Genomic DNA, 16,438 nt, shown 5'->3' on the forward strand with positions numbered 1-16,438 from the left:
CACTGCCGCGCGCCAGAAACAACAAGGCCACCCTCGGGTGGCCTTGTTGTTGTGAGCATCACGCCTGTGGCAACTGGTAGCAGCGGGCAAACTCGGCGGGGGGCAGCGGGCGGCTGAACAGGTAGCCCTGCAACCGGTCGCAGCCGGCCTGCACCAGCCACGCCTGCTGCTCTTGCGTCTCCACCCCTTCGGCGGTGATCTTGATGCCGAGCTCGTGGCCCAGCCCGATGACGGAGCGCACGATGGCGGTGGTGGCCTGGTTGGTGACCAGCTCCTGCGTGAAGCTTTTGTCGAGCTTGAGGGTCGCCACCTGCAGCCGTGGCAGGTAGGCCAGACTGCAGTAGCCGGTGCCGAAGTCGTCGATGGCGAGCTGAAAGCCCGCCTCGATCAGGCAGGCCAGGTTGCTCTCTATCTCGTCGGCGTTCTCCATCAGCACCCCTTCGGTGATCTCCAGCTCCAGCTGCCAGGGGGCGAGGCCGTGACGCTCGATGCAGGCGAAGATCTGCGGGCAGAGCTCGGGATCGCGAAATTGCAGCGGCGACAGGTTGATGGAGAGCACCAGATCCGGCGCATCGGCCTGCCAGCGGGCCAGCTGGGCACAACCCTGCTCCAGCATGTGGCAGCCGAGCAGGCCGATGAGCCCCAGCTCCTCCGCCAGCGGGATGAACTCGTCAGGAGAGATCATGCCGAGCTCGGGATGGGGCCAGCGGCAGAGCAGCTCGGCCCCGTGCAGCTGACTGGTGCGGGTGCTGATGATGGGCTGGTAGACGGCGGTCAGCTGGCCGGACTTGATGGCGAGCGGCAACTGGGCCGCGATGAGCTGACGACGCTTGAGCTTGGCATCGAGTTCGGGGTCGAACAGGGTGCAGTGCTGCTGCTGACGTTTGCCCTGGGCCAGGGCGGCCTCGGCGTGGCTCAGCAGCCGTTCGGCATCGTTGGCCTTGCCGTGGGCGATGCCGAGGAACACCGGGATCTGGATCCTGTGCTCTTCCACCTGGTAGGGGACCATCAGCGCCCCCTGCAAACGGCTGCTCCAGTTGGCCAGCGGCTCGTTCAGTTCGGGCAGCAGCATGGCAAAGTCGTCGGCGGCGACCCGGCACACCAGCGACTGGGGCGGAGCCAGCTGCTGCAGGCGACGGGCCACCTGGCTGAGCAGGCGGTCTGCGACCCGGATGCCGAAGCGGTCGTTGATCTCGCGAAAGTGTTGCAGGTCGACCAGCACTAGGCTCGCCTTGCGGGCGCCGAGGTGACGGCTGGTCTGCAGAAAGTGGGAGAGCTTGAGCAGGCCGGTCAGGCTGTCGTAGTGCTGCTCCTGCTGCAACTGGGCCTGGGTGGTGCGCAGCCCGGTGATGTCGCGGCTCAGGGTGAGGATGCCGAGGGAGTTGCCCTCGTCGTCCGGTACCTCGACCCGGGTCACCTCCAGATGGCGGCCCTGGCCGTTGGCATCCACCAGGCAGTATTCACCCCGTCCCATCGGCAGCTCGGTGGAGAGGCGGTGAGCCACCCGCTGGCCGAGCGCCTCGCTGGCCGCCATCCCCATGAAGTCGAGAAAGGCCTGGTTGCAGTCGATCAGCAGCCCCTGATGGTCTTCCAGCCGGATCGGATCCGGGATGGCGTCCAGCAGGCGGCGTTGCAGCAGCTGCTGCTGGCGAAAGGTCTGCTCCAGCTCCTTGCGCTGATCTATTTCGTTGACCATGCCAAACAGGGCCACCGGCTTGCCCTGCTCGTCGTAGAGCGGGATCTTGTGGATCTCCATCCAGCTGGTGGCGTCGCCGTTGTTGCAGTGCAACTGCTGATAGAGCAGGGGTTTACCCTCCGCCAGCAGGCGCAGATCCTCTTCCCGAAAGATGTCGCCCCAGGGCATGTCGGCATCCGTCTTGCCGACGAGATCCGCCGGCAGCGGCAGACCCGCCTGCTCCGTGAAGGCACGGTTGGCAAACAGGTAGCGCCCATCCGTATCCCGGCAGAAGATATTCATGGGTAGCTGGTCGATGATCTGCTGCAGCAGGGGCAGGGTGAGCAAGGAGTTCACACAGACACTCACGGGGGAAATTTCGAGCAAATCTATGATAGCAGGCTGGTTTTGTAAAGCTTGGGTTAAGGCTGACTCATTTCTGCCGATCCCTGCTGACAGTCTGTGTCGCTGCCGCCATAATAGCCGCCGGTCGGCCGAGGGCCGGATTATATGGATGAGAGAAGCAGCATGAAAAAGATAGTGGGAGTAGCACTGGCCCTGTTGATGGCCGGTTGTGCCAGCGACAACAATGGCGGCGAGCAGTACCGCTATACCCCGCCGGTAGCCAAGGCGACCAACAACACCCAGGAGATGCAGATCCCGGTGGATCTGGTGTGGGCCCGCGCCGAGAAGTGGTTTAGCGATCACGGCCTTAACATCGAAAACAGCCAGCGTGGCTCCGGCCTGATGACCGCCAACGTCGAGAATTCGGCCGACGGTCTGGAGTGGCTGGATTGCGGTACCATGGGCTCCAAGGTCGCACTGGGCAACCCCAACCTGCAGATCAACCTGATCATCACCCAGAGCGGCAACAACAGCGTGGCCACCGTCAACGTCAAGGGCAACACCCAGCTCTACTTCGTCGAGTCCTCCGGCGAGCGGGTACCGGCCCCCTCCATCACCCCGGTGTGCGTCTCTCGCGGCAGCCTGGAACAGAGCCTGTTCTCCACCCTCGCCAACTAAGGTTGCGCCGAGTGCCAGCAAAAACCCCGTTGCCTGCAACGGGGTTTTTTGTTTCCGGCCTGGTGGAAGGGGACATGTGGGCCGCTGTTGATAGCCGCAAAAAACAACCCCCGGCAGGGCCGGGGGCTGGATAGCGTCGGGTGACTCAGCGGGCGACGTCGCCGTGAAACAGCGTCTGCTCGCCGGCTTTGAGCACATACCCCTTCCAGGGGAAGAGGGTGTAGCCGCTGCCTTGCCACGACCAGTTGCCCTCCACCCCTTGGCGGGTGAGCAGGTGCTGCTCGCCGCTCGGCAGGGTCAGCTCGGCCTGGCTCTGATCGGCGTTGAACAGCACGAAGGCGCTGCCGGTCTGGCCGGCATCGGTCGGATTGAGCCTGATGCCCTGCTCGAACAGCCGCACACACTGCCTGGTCAGGGCTGACCACTGGTAGCCGGCGCTGGCACGGCAGCCGTGGACATCCTGATCATTGCCGACCAGGTGTTGTTCCGGGGTACTGCAGGCCGCCAGCAGCAGGGAGGCGGCCATCAGGGTCAAGGTACGCATGGTTACTCCTTGGCATCCCGCTCGATGACGATGTTGGAGAAGCCCAGCTCCTTGAAGTAGTTCTCCCGGTAATCCTTCACGCTCTTCTTGTCGCGCCGGCATACCTGGGCCAGCTGCTCCTCCATGGCGTGGAAGCTGGTCAGGTTGATCCCTTCGGCAGCGGCAATGGCATCGTAGATGCTGTTGAACTTGTCGTTGGCGTAGCCGATCTCTTTGGTTTTCTTGCCGTAGGTGTAGGTAATCTTGAACGCCATGGCGTTATTCCTTTGCTTTGGCCTGCTTGCGCTGGACGTACAGGTAGAGGCTCTCGACCTTTTCCCGTGCCCAGGGAGTTTTTCGCAAGAACTTCAGGCTGGATTTGATGCTGGGATCCTGGGTAAAGCAGCGGATATTGATCTCCTGCCCCAGTTTTTCCCAGCCGTAGTGTTCGACCAGGGCGGTGACGATGGCTTCCAGCGTCAGCCCGTGCAGCGGGTTGTTCTTCTGGGAAGCGGGTTGATCGCTCATGCCTGCTCCGCCAGCTTGGCAAAGGGTTGACCCATGCGGGTGGTGACCCCGTTGGCCAGATGGGGCTCGAAACCGGCCAGCATGCCCGGACCAAACAGGCAGACCACGGTACTGCCCAGCTTGAACAGCCCCATCTCGGCGCCTTTTTGCAGGGTGATGGCCTCGTCGCCTGTGTAGTCCCAGCGCACCACCTTCTTCTCTTTGGTCGGCGCTATGTTGCCGGCCCAGATGGTCTCGATGCTGGCGACGATAGTGGCACCGACCAGCACCAGCGCCATGGGGCCGTGCGGGGTGCGGAAGGTGGCCACCACCCGCTCGTTGCGGGCAAACAGGTTGGGCACGTTCTCGGCGGTGAGCGGGTTGACGGAGAAGAGATCCCCCGGCACGAACACCATACTCTCCAGCACGCCATCCAGCGGCATGTGGATGCGGTGGTAATCCTTGGGCGCCAGATAGATGGTGGCAAAGTCGCCATCCTTGAACGGCGCCACCAGATCCTCATAACCGCCCAGCAGCTCGCGGGCGCTGTAGTCGTGGCCCTTGGCCTGGATGATGCGACCCTGCTGGATCGGACCGAGCTGGCTGACGGTGCCATCCACCGGCAGGGCCAGGGTCATGGCATCTTCCACCAGGGGGCGAATACCGGGCTTGAGCTCACGGGTGAAGAATTCGTTGAAGCTCTTGTAGTGGGCAGGACTCTCGTGCAGCGCCTCGCTCATGTCGACCTGGTACTGCTTGATAAAGGCCTCGATCACCCTGGTGGTGAGGTTGCCCGCTTCGGCGGCGGCAAGCTTGCCCACCAGGCGGGAGAGGGCGTGTTTGGGCAGACAGTATTGACCGGCAATTTTCAGGTTGTCAGTAATGCTCATGTTCATCATCAACGTAGGTTAAACAGGGTCACAGGCGTGCCTGTTGGCGACCGTGACGGGCTTCCTGCATGGTTTCCAGGATGCGGTGATAGTTGTGGAAGCGATCGGCGCTGATGGCGCCCGCTTCGACCGCGGCGCGCAGGGCGCAGCCGGGATCGTCTTTGTGGGTACAGTCGCGGAACTTGCAACCACCCAGATAATCGCGGAACTCGACGAAGCACCAGGTGATACGGTCGGCTTCCAGATGCCAGAGGGCGAACTCGCGGATCCCGGGGGAGTCGATGAGATCGCCGCCGCTCGGGAAGTGGTAGAGCCGCGCCGTGGTGGTGGTGTGCTGGCCGAGCCCCGAGTTTTCGGAGATCTCGCCGGTGAGCACATCCAGCCCCGGCATCAGGGCATTGGTGAGCGACGACTTGCCGACCCCGGACTGGCCGACGAAGATGCTGATCTTGTCGGTCAGGGCGGCTTTCAGCTCATCGAGCCCTTCGCCGCTCTCGCAGCTCACCAGCAGTACCTCGTAATTGAGCTTGCGGTAGGTTTCGAGCTGGCGCTCGATGCGGGCGCGGGCGGCATCATCGAGCATGTCGACCTTGTTCAGCACGATGAGGGGGCGGATCTCCACATCCTCGGCGGCCACCAGATAGCGGTCGACGATATTGGTGGAGAACTCGGGCATCACCGCCGAGACGATGATGATCTGGTCGATGTTGGCGGCGATGGGTTTGACCCCGTCGTAGAAGTCCGGCCGGGTCAGCACCGAGTGACGCGGGTGCACCGCCTCGATGACGCCGGCGGTCGCGGCATTGAGGCCGGGACGCCACACCACCTTGTCGCCGCACACCAGGCTGCTGATGCTGCTACGCCGCAGGTTGCTGCGGTGGATGGTGCCATCGCTAGCCTCGACGTCTGCATGCTGACCAAAACGGCTGATCACCACCCCTTCGATGGCCGGCCCGAACAGGGTGTCATCCACCTCTGTGGTGTGCTCTTTTTGCAGCCGACGCTCGCGGTTGGCCTGGACGCGCCTTTGTTGACCCAGATTGAGTTTTGCTTTCTTTGCCACTCGATTCGCCAGTTTATGAACAGATCCAAAGCCAGTATGATACATGCAAATTGGCAAAATTCCGCCATTCCTCCCAATAGAGAGAGCAATCATGACAGTCAGCGCGCAGAACCTGGTATGGATCGACATGGAGATGACGGGCCTTGACCCTGAAGAAAACGTGGTACTGGAGATTGCCACCATCGTCACCGACAAGGACCTGAACGTGCTGGCCGAAGGGCCGGTCATCGCCATTCACCAGAGCGACGAAGAGCTGGCCAAGATGGACGACTGGAACGTCAACACCCACACCAAGAGCGGTCTGGTGGCCCGGGTCAAGGCGAGCCAGCACGACGAGGCGAAAGCCGTCGCCGAGACCCTCGAGTTCATTCGCCTGTGGGTCCCGGAGCGCACCAGCCCGCTGTGCGGCAACAGCATTGGCCAGGATCGCCGCTTCATGGTCAAACACATGAGCGATCTGGAAGCCTTCTTCCACTATCGCAACGTCGATGTCAGCACCATCAAGGAGCTGGTACGCCGCTGGCAGCCGGAGCTGCTGGATCAGTTCAAGAAGAGTGGTACTCACCAGGCGCTGGACGACATCCGCGAATCCATTGCCGAGCTGCAGTTTTACCGCAGTCATGTCTTCAAGATCTGACGCCCAGGCAAGGGATTGCCCCGCTCTGGTTGTTAAAATCGACAGTTCGACCAGCTTTTGAGCGAACGCGCGCAACCAGACAAAAAAGCCCTTGCAATTGGAATGACTGCTCTTATAATTCGGCTCCCGTACAGTAGCGCAAGCAACCAAATGCTGTACGGCCTGTTTTAAGGCAGTTGCGGGAATAGCTCAGTTGGTAGAGCACGACCTTGCCAAGGTCGGGGTCGCGAGTTCGAGTCTCGTTTCCCGCTCCAAAATCTGATGATGACACTGGTGCAAACCAGCCCGATGCGGGAATAGCTCAGTTGGTAGAGCACGACCTTGCCAAGGTCGGGGTCGCGAGTTCGAGTCTCGTTTCCCGCTCCAATCATCAGCCAGCCTCAAGACAACCTAATGTTGCGGGAATAGCTCAGTTGGTAGAGCACGACCTTGCCAAGGTCGGGGTCGCGAGTTCGAGTCTCGTTTCCCGCTCCAAAAATTTGTAAGTGATATTCCGATGCGGGAATAGCTCAGTTGGTAGAGCACGACCTTGCCAAGGTCGGGGTCGCGAGTTCGAGTCTCGTTTCCCGCTCCAATCACTTGCAGATGACATTCTGTTGCGGGAATAGCTCAGTTGGTAGAGCACGACCTTGCCAAGGTCGGGGTCGCGAGTTCGAGTCTCGTTTCCCGCTCCAAAAGTTTGTAAGTGACATTCCGTTGCGGGAATAGCTCAGTTGGTAGAGCACGACCTTGCCAAGGTCGGGGTCGCGAGTTCGAGTCTCGTTTCCCGCTCCAATCACTTTCAGATGACATCCTGTTGCGGGAATAGCTCAGTTGGTAGAGCACGACCTTGCCAAGGTCGGGGTCGCGAGTTCGAGTCTCGTTTCCCGCTCCAATCTCTCTTCAAATTCAATCTCTCTCCTCCCAAGCTCACGAATCCAGTTGCTCAATACAATCGCTGCCACATCCTGTTGGTAGAGCATGATCCACGCTTGCCAAGGCTGGGGTCGCGAGTTCGAGTCTCGTTTCCCGCTCCAATCTCTCTTCAAATTTAATCTCTTCCCCCCAAGTTCACGAATCCAGTTTCTCAGCACAATCACTGCCACATCCTGTTGGTAGAGCATGATCCGCGCTTGCCAAGCCAAGACTGGGGGTTGCGAGTTCGAGTCTCGTTTCCCGCTCCAATCTCTCTTAGAAGTCCTCACCATCCATTTGAATTGCCCATTACATAGCGCTGCGATGATTTGCCGTATCCGGCGTTCAGCCAGATCAGACCCATGCTTGCTGTACTCGTGTCGTACACAAGGGCGGGAAGGGCTGTTGCTGCTGCGGGCAGGTTGATGATCGTGGCGGGGAAGGGGAAATGGCAGGCAAAAAAATAGGAGGGGCGATGGCTCCTCCTACCGGCTCACTGGCGCTGGCTTAGATAACGGTAACGTTCTCAGCCTGAGGACCTTTTTTGCCCTGGGTCACAGTGAACTGTACTTTTTGACCTTCAGCCAGGGTCTTGAAACCGGCGCTCTGGATGGAGGAGAAGTGAACGAAAACGTCCGGTCCCTGGGATTGCTCGATAAAGCCAAAACCCTTGGTCTCATTGAACCATTTTACTTGGCCGGTGCGAATGTCAGACATGTGGTAAGTCCTATCTATAACAAAATGAAACTAAGCCTGGTTGGGCAGCATTTGCCTAGAAAGCAGGGGTTGAAGCATGACTGACCACGTCAATTTGTCCCAGTAGCATGTAGCACAATCCCTGTCTAAAGCACAAACGATTGTACGTGAGCACGATCCCTTGTCAATTTGGCACTTTTCATTTTTTGAGCAAGCTAAAAATATTGTGAAGTCAGTAGCTTGTTTCACGGGAACCGGTCAAAAAAACGGGAGGCGCCAGGCCTCCCGTTTCATCACTCCTTGAGGGCGAATCCTTCGCCCTGTCGGTCATAGCGATAGATGGCCTGACCGTAGGAGCGGATCTCGACCCGCTGGATGCGGCGGGTGTCGTCCACCAGGATAAAGATGGCGCGGCCGGACTGCAGACGGGTCAGCGGGCGATCCGGCCCTTCGATGGCAATGAGGCGGCTCAGCTCGGCGCCTGGCAGCTCGAACTTGCGGAAGATGGAGTAGAGGGTCTCACCGGCCTGCACATCGTGTTGCAGCCAGGTGCCATTGACCTTCTCTTCCACCGGTTTGGCCGCGGCGGGGGCATTGCCGCTGGCGCCGTTGCCCACGGTGAGGGCATGGGCCGGCACGGCGATGGGTACCGTCAGCGAACCGGACGGCGCCGCCTTGGGTTCGGTCGGGGCGGGTTCCCAGGCCAGTACCAGCAGCCAGAGCGGGATCAGGATCAGCAGCCCTATGGTGTGCTTGCGGGGCAGCGGGCTGGCCAGTTTGAACTTGCCAGTCCTGGGTTCCTGGCCGCGCTGGCCAAGTCCGCTCATGCCCTGACCGATGCGTTGGCGCAGGGGCAGGGTAGCGGCATTGATACGATGGAGCAGGGATCCTTGTGATTCGTCTTGGCGACGCTGCTGGGCTCGTCTGTTGTGGCCACGGGGGCGACGGTCCGGGGTGGGCACGGCATTTACCTCTCACTACATTGCCTGCCATCAGGCAAATTCGTGCCTATGGTAAACGGACTCGCCCCCGAGGGGGAGAGTCCTGACCGTGAAAATTATCAGCTGAGACGAAATTGTCCCAACAATTGCTGTAAACGCTCGGCCGCCTGACGCAATGCCTGGCTGGCTTTGGCCGTCTCGGTGGCATCCTGGGCGATGTCGTTGGCCAGTGCGTTGGTTTTTGACAGATTGCCGGAGACGGTCTCGGAGACCGAGCTCTGCTCCTCGGCGGCGGAGGCGATCTGGTAGGTCATGTCGTTGATGGTGGAGATGGCCTGATAGATGCTGCCGAGCGCCTCTTCCGCCAGATCCGCTTCCCCCACCGCCTGGTGGGTCAGCTGCTGGCTCTGGTTGATGGCGTTGACCGCGTTGGCCGAGCTGTGGCGGATCTTCTCGATCAGCTCCTGGGTATTCTGTACCGCCTGCTGGGTGTTGCCCGCCAGCTTGCGCACCTCGTCGGCCACCACCGCAAAGCCGCGCCCCTGCTCGCCGGCCCGGGCCGCCTCGATGGCCGCGTTGAGCGCCAGCAGGTTGGTCTGATCGGCGATCCCCTGAATGACGGTGAGGATGCTGGTGATCTGCTCGCTGTCGTGAGCCAGCCCTTCCACCACTTCGGCGCCCTTGCCGGCTTCGGCGGCCACCTTGTGCATCGACTGGATCACCTGCTGGAAGCGTACCTTGCCCTGATCCGCCGCACCCTGAGCCTGTTTGGCGGAGTCGGCGGTGTTGTTGGCGTGGGTCGCCACCTCCTGGCTGACGTAGGACATCTCCTGCACCGCGGTCAGCATCTGTTCCATCTCCGCCTGGTGGTGCTGCAGGTTGTTGTCGGTCTGGCCGGCGATGCGGTCGGTGTCGCCGGCGTGACGGTTCACCTCGCTGGCGGTCTTGAGCACATCCCCCAGCAGCACCTGCAGCTTGTCGATGAAGCGGTTGATGCCCTTGGCCAAATCCCCCAATTCATCCTGGGACTGGGTATTGAGCCGCTTGGTGAGATCCCCCTCGCCATCGGCGATGTCATCCACCAGGCTCACCATCTGGCGGATGGGGCCTGTGATGCTGCGGGCAATGACCAGCATGGTGGCCAGCGCCAGCACCAGCACCACGACGGCACCCACCAGTTGCTGGGTCATGGCGGCCCGGTTCATGTCGCCCAGCTGGGCTTCCAGCTGATCGGCTCCGGCCAGTACCACCTTGTAGGGCAGGGTGACGATGATGGCCCAGTTGCGGCTCATGCCCGGCACCGCGATGGGCACTGAGATGCGCAGATTGTCATTGAGTTCTTCACGTCGCTCCTGCTGTTGCAGATACTGTTTCCAGTTGTTGCCCAACAACTCTTCGGCATGTTTGCCCAGCATGTTGTCGTTTCCGCTGGTGCCTGTAATTACGCCTGCAGCACTGACGATCAGTGTTTCGCCTTTGCCATCATATATGTTGCTGTTGAGGCTCTTGGCCTGCTGGTTGAGGGCAGTAACCTCAAGGTCGACGCCAATGATCCCCTTGAATATTCCGTCAATAAACAGTGGGGATGAGATGGTACTTAGCATTACTTGCTTGCCATTAACATCAAATACATAGGGATCGATTAGGCATGCGGTTTTGTGTTGTTGAGGGCAACTGTAATAGTCATTGGCCGGGTTACCGAAGCTGTCGGTATCCGTTTTGGTAATGGAGTAAAGAAGGTCTGTGCCTGTCGACCCTCCATCACGGTAGTAATAGGGAACAAACCGGCCACTACTGTCACTGCCCAGTTCCTTTTGGTCGACATAGTTACTATCTTGCCCATCCAGTGCATTGGGCTCAAATCCTGCCAAGACGCCATATATCTGATGGTCTGTGGTCAGCGTTTTTTTCATCAGCGAAACAACATTGGGGCGCGTCAGTGGTAGCTCCTGTGAAATGGCTAGTTGAACCACCCCCGCAAGTTGTTGGTCATACGCCAACGCTTTTTGCAGCAGTTGGGTGATGGTGGCTGCCTCGGCACGGGCGTTGGCGCTGACCTTCTGCCATGCCTCCTGCTGCAGGGCGGCGCGGCTGGAGTTGATGGTCAGCTTCTGGGTTTGTTGGCCGGAGTATTGGTTGAGCAGGATCAGGATGACCAGGGCGGTGGTCATGGCGATCCCGGCCATCACTAGAATGCGATTCTGGATAGAACGGAACTGCATCGTCTCTTCCTTGTTTATGAGAAGTGTGGTGAGCGTTATCTGGGTATCGACCGGAGGAGGCAGCTCTCCAGCATTGTGCATAGCAAATCGGAAACGGGGCTTCTGTTTTGCGATCCTCTTCAAATATCGGGCTACAGATGCAAATGGCGACAGATTTAATCCCCTACTTTAGCTCGCAATGGCGCCATGGTTTTCCCATCCGTCATTGTCGGTGCTAAAATGCGACGGTTTTTTTAACGAATTGGCCCAAGGCCCTCTACACAAGGCTTAAAGATGAAAGTCAAAACCCGTTTTGCTCCCAGCCCGACCGGCTTTTTGCATGTCGGCGGTGCCCGTACCGCACTCTATTCCTGGTTGTTTGCAAAGAACCAGGGCGGTGAGTTCGTGCTGCGTATCGAGGATACCGACCTGGAACGTTCCACTCAGGAGGCCATCGACGCCATCATTGAGGGCATGGAATGGCTGGAGCTGAACTGGGATGAGGGCCCCTACTACCAGACCAAGCGTTTCGATCGCTACAACGGTCTGATCGACGAGATGCTGGCCGATGGCCGCGCCTACAAGTGCTACTGCTCCAAGGAGCGGCTGGAAGCGCTGCGCGAAGGCCAGATGGCCAATGGCGAGAAGCCCCGCTATGACGGCAAGTGCCGCGACCACGCCCACGACCATCCGGCCGATGCGCCCCACGTGATTCGCTTCCGCAACCCGACCGAAGGTTCCGTGGTGTTCGATGACCACGTCCGTGGCCGCATCGAGTTCGCCAACACCGAGCTGGACGACCTGATCATTCGCCGTACCGACGGCGCGCCGACCTACAACTTCTGCGTGGTGGTCGATGACTGGGATATGGAGATCACCCACGTGGTGCGTGGCGAAGACCACATCAACAACACCCCGCGCCAGATCAACATCTACAAGGCGCTGAACGCGCCGGTGCCGGAGTTTGCCCACGTCTCCATGATCCTGGGTGACGACGGCGCCAAGCTCTCCAAGCGCCACGGTGCTGTCTCCGTGATGCAGTACCGCGACGACGGCTACCTGCCGGAAGCGCTGTTAAACTATCTGGTGCGTCTGGGCTGGTCCCACGGCGATCAGGAGATCTTCAGCCTGGAGGAGATGATCAAGCTGTTCAGCCTGGATGCCATCTCCAAGTCTGCCTCAGCTTTTAACACCGACAAGCTGCTGTGGCTGAACAACCACTACATGCGCAGCCTGGAGCCGGCCTATGTTGCCAAGCATCTGGCCTGGCACATGGCCAACCAGCAGATCGACACCAGCAAGGGCCCAGCCCTGGCCGACGTGGTCACCCTGCTGGCCGAGCGCTGCAACACCCTGGTCGAGATGGCCGCCCAGAGCCGCTATCTGTTCGAAGAGTACGAGGCCATCGACGAGGCGGCAGCCAAGAAGCACCTGCGCGGCGTTGCCGCCGAGCCGCTGACCCTGGCCAAGGCCAAGCTGGCTGCCCTGGAGACCTGGACTACCGAAGCGCTGCACGAGCTGATTGAAGCCACTGCTGCCGAGCTGGGTCAGGGCATGGGCAAGGTCGGCATGCCGCTGCGCGTAGCCGTCACCGGGCTGGGTCAGTCCCCCGCCATCGACGCAGTGATGGCGCTGGTGGGCAAGGAGCGGGTGCTCGCCCGTATCGATCGCGCTCTGGCGTATATCGAAGCGCGCATGGCTGCCGAGTAATAGCAGGCCGCCGGGGCATTCCCTTCTGGCATCTCCGACGCCGTGATGGCGCTGGTGGGCAAGGAGCGGGTACTCGCCCGTATCGATCGCGCTCTGGCGTATATCGAAGCGCGCACGGCCGCCGAATAAGCGCCAACCATCGCTTGAAAAAGGGCTCCCGTGCGGGGGCCCTTTGTTTTTGGTCAAAGGCCGGTTTTGTGACATAAAACAGCGAGATAGCTGTGCCATTGCCGGTTAAATCGACTAACTGCTTGAATTTTGACTAAACGCGCGAATAGCCGTTATTTTTGGGTTGACAGCAAAGCGGCCGGTGCCTATCATGCGCCTCCGTTGCCGGAGATAACTTTGGTAGCGCCGAGGTGAGTTGGGGTTATAGCTCAGCTGGGAGAGCGCTTGCATGGCATGCAAGAGGTCCGCGGTTCGATCCCGCGTAGCTCCACCAAATTCTCCTCGAACAATCTGGAATCCAAGGGGTTATAGCTCAGCTGGGAGAGCGCTTGCATGGCATGCAAGAGGTCCGCGGTTCGATCCCGCGTAGCTCCACCAGGTTCCTGATTGAAATGAAGTACCCAGGGCAGTGCGGTGTGTATCACCCAGGCCGACCTTTGTGGGGTTATAGCTCAGCTGGGAGAGCGCTTGCATGGCATGCAAGAGGTCCGCGGTTCGATCCCGCGTAGCTCCACCATTATTTAGGATGATTGGCCGCCAGAACCATTCATTCAGTACCGAATTTGGGGTTATAGCTCAGCTGGGAGAGCGCTTGCATGGCATGCAAGAGGTCCGCGGTTCGATCCCGCGTAGCTCCACCAAATTCAGAGTGACTCAACGTCACTCACACACATCGGGGTTATAGCTCAGCTGGGAGAGCGCTTGCATGGCATGCAAGAGGTCCGCGGTTCGATCCCGCGTAGCTCCACCATCTTTCGTAATGAAAGTAGAAAAGGCCACCGCACTGCGGTGGCCTTTTTGTTTTGCGCTCCGTTCACCGGTCGTGCCGACGATCCATAAAAAAGCCCGCATCGCTGCGGGCTTTTGGCTTGATGGCAAGGGTCATCAGCCGTGGCGGCGACGCCAGGCCAGCGGCAGCAGGGCCAGCAGCAGGGCGCCCATGGCACCGCCACCGCCGTTGCTCTCCTCTTTCAGCTTGAGGTCGACGATGATGGGGTCGTGGTCGGAGGCGCTGAACGGGTTGTCCGACTTGATCATGTCGCCGGTGAAGTCCCGGCCGTACTCGAACAGGTTGCTCTCGAACGAGTTGATGTGCCAGTCGGCCACGGCGATCACCTTGCCGGCCAGCGCCGGGTTGGCGAGGGCATAGTCCAGGGTGCCGAGCTCGGCCTCGTAGCTGTAGGAGATGGCCTTCTCCTTGTTGAACTTGACGTTCATGTCCACCAGGCCGTAGCTCTTGGCCACTTCGCTGCCGGTCTGCTCAAAGACCTGGTCGCCAAGGAAGGTCTGGGAGGCTGAGACTATCTTGCGCTGGCCGTCGGTCGGCACATAGTCGGTCAGCACCCGGATCGCATCTTCCCGGGCGTAGGAGTTGAAGTCGCCCACCAGCAGCACCTGGCCGGGCAGCTTGCTCACCGCCTCGCCCAGCACTTTGGCGGCGCTGACCCGGAACTCGGTGCACTTGCCCTGCAGATCGGCCGGCTCCTTGCCGTCCAGGTTCTCCAGGCAGCCTGAGCCCTTGGATTTCAGGTGGTTGACCACCAGGGTCAGCGGATCCTTGCTGCCCTCGACGGTGAAGGTCTGCACCAGGGAGTCACGCTGGGAGGCCTGTTTCTCGACCCCTTTGGCATCCAGGTATTTCTGCACCGGCAGGGTGATGACGTTGGCGTCCCCTTGCGGTGCCAGCTTGGCCGGCCGGTAGATCATGGCCACCATGATGGCGTCGCCACCGAAGTAGTGCTCGCCCTGCAGCAGTGCCTTGGGCAGGGTGACGAAGGCGTACTGCTTGCTCGCCTCTTTCTGCTGGGCGTTGAGGGCCTGTACCAGGTCGCTGATGGCGGAGTGGCTGTCAAAGCCGTTGTTCTCCATCTCCATCAGGCCGAGCAGGTCGGCATCCATCTCGGTGATGGCGTTGACGATCTTGGCGCGCTGCTTCTGGAAGTCCTCCAGGTTCTTGGCACCACGGTTGCAGCCCTTGGCGCTGTCCGCATCCGCCTGATCCTTGCACAGTACGTTGAGGGCACCGCCCACGCTGGAGTGGCTGGTGAAGTAGTTGAGCACGTTGAAGCTGCCGACGCGCAGATCGGTGCCGTCGGCACGGGCCGGGGCGCTCTGGCGGTCGTTGTCGCTGGTGCGCAGCAGATCGCCGGCGGTGATCACCTGATCCTGCGGCACGATCAGCCGGTACTCGTTGTAGCTGTAGCCCACCATGGCGTCCAGATTGACCGGGGCATCGCCGATGCGCAGGTAACCCTGTTCCGGCTCCCAGGCCGGCAGCCAGGGCAGTTTGCCGTCGGCGGCCTTGAAGTCCGATTCGAGGAATACCCGGTTGCCGGCGTTGGCCTTGGCCAGCGCCTTGGCGGCCTTGCTGTCGGCGTCGTGCAGCTGGGTCGGCTTCATCAGCGGCGCCTGGTGGGAGAGCACCAGGTTGTTGCGCCGGGCGGCGTAGTCGTAGCTGAAGTTGCGGCTGATTTTGAGCGCGCTGTCGGCATCGAGCCGTACCCGCATCCCTTCGTGGCGCTCCAGCGCCCGGGCCAGGGTCTCGTTTTCCAGCACCCGCAGCGGGATGGCGGCCGGGGCTATGCCCTGGGCGATCACCTGCAGGCGCGGGGTGCCGCTGTCAGTCAGTGGCTTGAGCTGGGTATGGCCGTAATACTCCTCGACCTTGGCCTCCAGGCAGACTTCGGCGCCCGGCTTGATGTCCGGGTACTTGCTGGCGAAGTTTTTGTCGTTGAGATAGACGAAGATGCCGTCCGAGGTCTGGGGGTTGCCGTCGCCCTGCACATCCAGCAGGTAGAACCCCTTGTTGAGGCTCTCGCCCAGACCCGAGACCACCGCCTTGACCATGACGCTCTGGGGGCTTTCGAACTTGTCGGCGGGAATGAGCGGGCTCTTGTCACCGCTGCCCTGAATGACCGGGATCGGGGTGAGGTCGCTGTCGGCCGGGCAGCTGAAGCCGGCGGCATAGACGGACGGGGAGGCGAGCGCAATCCCCACGGCCAGCGACAGCAGGGTACGTGTTCCTTTCATATCTGTTCCTTTTTTATTTTTTGCCAGTGTTTCCATAGCCTTGGCGCATCGGCCAAGGGCGCGCATTGTCACATTTCTGGCATGTCGTACCAGTGAGCCAACGCACATTACGGGGATACAAATGAGGGCAATGCCGGTTTTTTTGACTTAGCTAACAGCATGAAACTAATGACAAATTTGTTATTTCATCCGATTGGCGAAAATGTGATCCCGCTGGCATCCACATATTTTTCCTCGAGAATGAAGATTGAGACTCGGCTGGTTGATTCCTATACTCGGCTTGTTCCTCACGGAACCCAGGTAAAGGGCAAACCGGCCGAGACGCCGGGACGCAATGCCTCCGGTCTTCAGATCGTGCGATCCAGATAGCGGGGCTTCCCAGGGTGAGGGTGACGTTTGTGGCAGGTCCATTGCCAGTTGTCTGCGCCCATCACGCAGGTTGCGCTTGTGCTTTGCCTTGGAGACCAATGCCAAGACAAA

The 16,438-nt window shown here is 60.3% G+C and carries 13 protein-coding genes, 12 tRNA genes, 1 pseudogene and 1 riboswitch; of the genes and pseudogenes, 16 read left to right on the forward strand and 10 right to left on the reverse strand.

Features of this window, described 5'->3' with window-relative positions; translation table 11 throughout:
* Nucleotides 1–58: 58 nt before the first annotated feature.
* Nucleotides 59–2,032, reverse strand: coding sequence for a bifunctional diguanylate cyclase/phosphodiesterase (locus tag ACB033_RS00110; RefSeq protein WP_042007430.1), 1,974 nt, complete (start codon nt 2,030–2,032; stop codon nt 59–61).
* Nucleotides 2,033–2,203: 171 nt separating this feature from the next.
* On the opposite strand from ACB033_RS00110, the gene ACB033_RS00115 reads away from it, so the two are divergent.
* Nucleotides 2,204–2,698 carry a hypothetical protein gene (locus tag ACB033_RS00115; RefSeq protein WP_371140275.1) on the forward strand — a complete coding sequence of 165 codons (495 nt, stop codon included), beginning with the start codon at nt 2,204–2,206 and terminating at the stop codon, nt 2,696–2,698.
* A gap of 145 nt (nt 2,699–2,843) precedes the next feature.
* On the opposite strand, the gene ACB033_RS00120 is transcribed toward ACB033_RS00115, so the two are convergent.
* The 5 genes from ACB033_RS00120 to rsgA are packed head-to-tail and all read right to left on the reverse strand — an operon-like array spanning nt 2,844 to nt 5,681.
* On the reverse strand, nt 2,844–3,242 hold the full coding sequence (locus ACB033_RS00120) for a hypothetical protein (RefSeq protein ID WP_123246671.1): 399 nt from the start codon (nt 3,240–3,242) through the stop codon (nt 2,844–2,846).
* 2 nt (nt 3,243–3,244) lie between these two features.
* Nucleotides 3,245–3,496 (reverse strand): DUF2960 domain-containing protein, encoded by a 252-nt coding sequence (locus tag ACB033_RS00125; protein ID WP_005297812.1) that lies wholly within the window; start codon nt 3,494–3,496, stop codon nt 3,245–3,247.
* A 4-nt stretch (nt 3,497–3,500) separates the two neighbouring features.
* A complete protein-coding gene (locus ACB033_RS00130) occupies nt 3,501–3,749 on the reverse strand; it encodes a VF530 family DNA-binding protein (RefSeq protein ID WP_019839449.1) in 249 nt (82 codons plus the stop codon).
* Nucleotides 3,746–4,618, reverse strand: a complete 873-nt coding sequence (gene asd, locus ACB033_RS00135; protein ID WP_017763974.1) for an archaetidylserine decarboxylase — start codon at nt 4,616–4,618, stop codon at nt 3,746–3,748. The genes ACB033_RS00130 and asd overlap by 4 nt, the downstream gene beginning before the upstream one ends.
* Before the next feature lie 28 nt (nt 4,619–4,646).
* Nucleotides 4,647–5,681 (reverse strand): small ribosomal subunit biogenesis GTPase RsgA, encoded by a 1,035-nt coding sequence (rsgA, locus tag ACB033_RS00140; protein ID WP_041202860.1) that lies wholly within the window; start codon nt 5,679–5,681, stop codon nt 4,647–4,649.
* 91 nt (nt 5,682–5,772) lie between these two features.
* On the opposite strand from rsgA, the gene orn reads away from it, so the two are divergent.
* The 8 genes from orn (at nt 5,773) to ACB033_RS00180 (ending at nt 7,192) form a co-directional block, all read left to right on the forward strand.
* On the forward strand, nt 5,773–6,318 hold the full coding sequence (gene orn, locus ACB033_RS00145) for an oligoribonuclease (protein WP_139431690.1): 546 nt from the start codon (nt 5,773–5,775) through the stop codon (nt 6,316–6,318).
* Between the two features lie 178 nt (nt 6,319–6,496).
* Nucleotides 6,497–6,572, forward strand: a tRNA-Gly gene (locus ACB033_RS00150).
* Between the two features lie 36 nt (nt 6,573–6,608).
* A tRNA-Gly gene (locus ACB033_RS00155) sits at nt 6,609–6,684 on the forward strand.
* 32 nt (nt 6,685–6,716) lie between these two features.
* Nucleotides 6,717–6,792 (forward strand) — tRNA-Gly (locus tag ACB033_RS00160).
* Between the two features lie 24 nt (nt 6,793–6,816).
* Nucleotides 6,817–6,892, forward strand: a tRNA-Gly gene (locus tag ACB033_RS00165).
* Between the two features lie 24 nt (nt 6,893–6,916).
* Nucleotides 6,917–6,992, forward strand: a tRNA-Gly gene (locus tag ACB033_RS00170).
* Between the two features lie 24 nt (nt 6,993–7,016).
* Nucleotides 7,017–7,092 (forward strand) — tRNA-Gly (locus tag ACB033_RS00175).
* A gap of 24 nt (nt 7,093–7,116) precedes the next feature.
* Nucleotides 7,117–7,192 (forward strand) — tRNA-Gly (locus tag ACB033_RS00180).
* 527 nt (nt 7,193–7,719) lie between these two features.
* On the opposite strand, the gene ACB033_RS00185 is transcribed toward ACB033_RS00180, so the two are convergent.
* The 3 genes from ACB033_RS00185 to ACB033_RS00195 form a co-directional block, all read right to left on the reverse strand.
* The gene (locus tag ACB033_RS00185; protein ID WP_005297820.1) at nt 7,720–7,929 is read right to left on the reverse strand and encodes a cold-shock protein; all 210 of its coding nucleotides are present in this window, start codon (nt 7,927–7,929) and stop codon (nt 7,720–7,722) included.
* Between the two features lie 272 nt (nt 7,930–8,201).
* A complete protein-coding gene (locus tag ACB033_RS00190; RefSeq protein ID WP_139431688.1) occupies nt 8,202–8,870 on the reverse strand; it encodes a LysM-like peptidoglycan-binding domain-containing protein in 669 nt (222 codons plus the stop codon).
* Between the two features lie 98 nt (nt 8,871–8,968).
* A complete protein-coding gene (locus ACB033_RS00195) occupies nt 8,969–11,071 on the reverse strand; it encodes a methyl-accepting chemotaxis protein (protein ID WP_162518992.1) in 2,103 nt (700 codons plus the stop codon).
* Nucleotides 11,072–11,344: 273 nt separating this feature from the next.
* On the opposite strand from ACB033_RS00195, the gene gltX reads away from it, so the two are divergent.
* The 7 genes and pseudogenes from gltX to ACB033_RS00230 all read left to right on the forward strand — a co-directional run bounded on the left by gltX (nt 11,345) and on the right by ACB033_RS00230 (nt 13,679).
* Nucleotides 11,345–12,760 (forward strand): glutamate--tRNA ligase, encoded by a 1,416-nt coding sequence (gltX, locus tag ACB033_RS00200; RefSeq protein WP_139431684.1) that lies wholly within the window; start codon nt 11,345–11,347, stop codon nt 12,758–12,760.
* Between the two features lie 36 nt (nt 12,761–12,796).
* Nucleotides 12,797–12,889: pseudogene (locus tag ACB033_RS00205) on the forward strand (glutamyl-tRNA synthetase); the annotation flags it as partial.
* Nucleotides 12,890–13,126: 237 nt separating this feature from the next.
* Nucleotides 13,127–13,202 (forward strand) — tRNA-Ala (locus ACB033_RS00210).
* Between the two features lie 28 nt (nt 13,203–13,230).
* Nucleotides 13,231–13,306 (forward strand) — tRNA-Ala (locus ACB033_RS00215).
* 63 nt (nt 13,307–13,369) lie between these two features.
* A tRNA-Ala gene (locus tag ACB033_RS00220) sits at nt 13,370–13,445 on the forward strand.
* Nucleotides 13,446–13,493: 48 nt separating this feature from the next.
* A tRNA-Ala gene (locus tag ACB033_RS00225) sits at nt 13,494–13,569 on the forward strand.
* Nucleotides 13,570–13,603: 34 nt separating this feature from the next.
* Nucleotides 13,604–13,679, forward strand: a tRNA-Ala gene (locus tag ACB033_RS00230).
* A 134-nt stretch (nt 13,680–13,813) separates the two neighbouring features.
* Here ACB033_RS00230 and ACB033_RS00235 read toward each other — a convergent pair.
* Nucleotides 13,814–15,958 (reverse strand): ExeM/NucH family extracellular endonuclease, encoded by a 2,145-nt coding sequence (locus tag ACB033_RS00235; RefSeq protein ID WP_139431682.1) that lies wholly within the window; start codon nt 15,956–15,958, stop codon nt 13,814–13,816.
* A 296-nt stretch (nt 15,959–16,254) separates the two neighbouring features.
* Nucleotides 16,255–16,340: riboswitch (cyclic di-GMP riboswitch) on the forward strand.
* Nucleotides 16,341–16,438 lie beyond the last annotated feature (98 nt).

The organism is Aeromonas sp. S15(2024) (genome assembly GCF_041402265.1).
In the GTDB taxonomy this organism is placed as follows: Bacteria; Pseudomonadota; Gammaproteobacteria; order Enterobacterales; family Aeromonadaceae; genus Aeromonas; species Aeromonas dhakensis.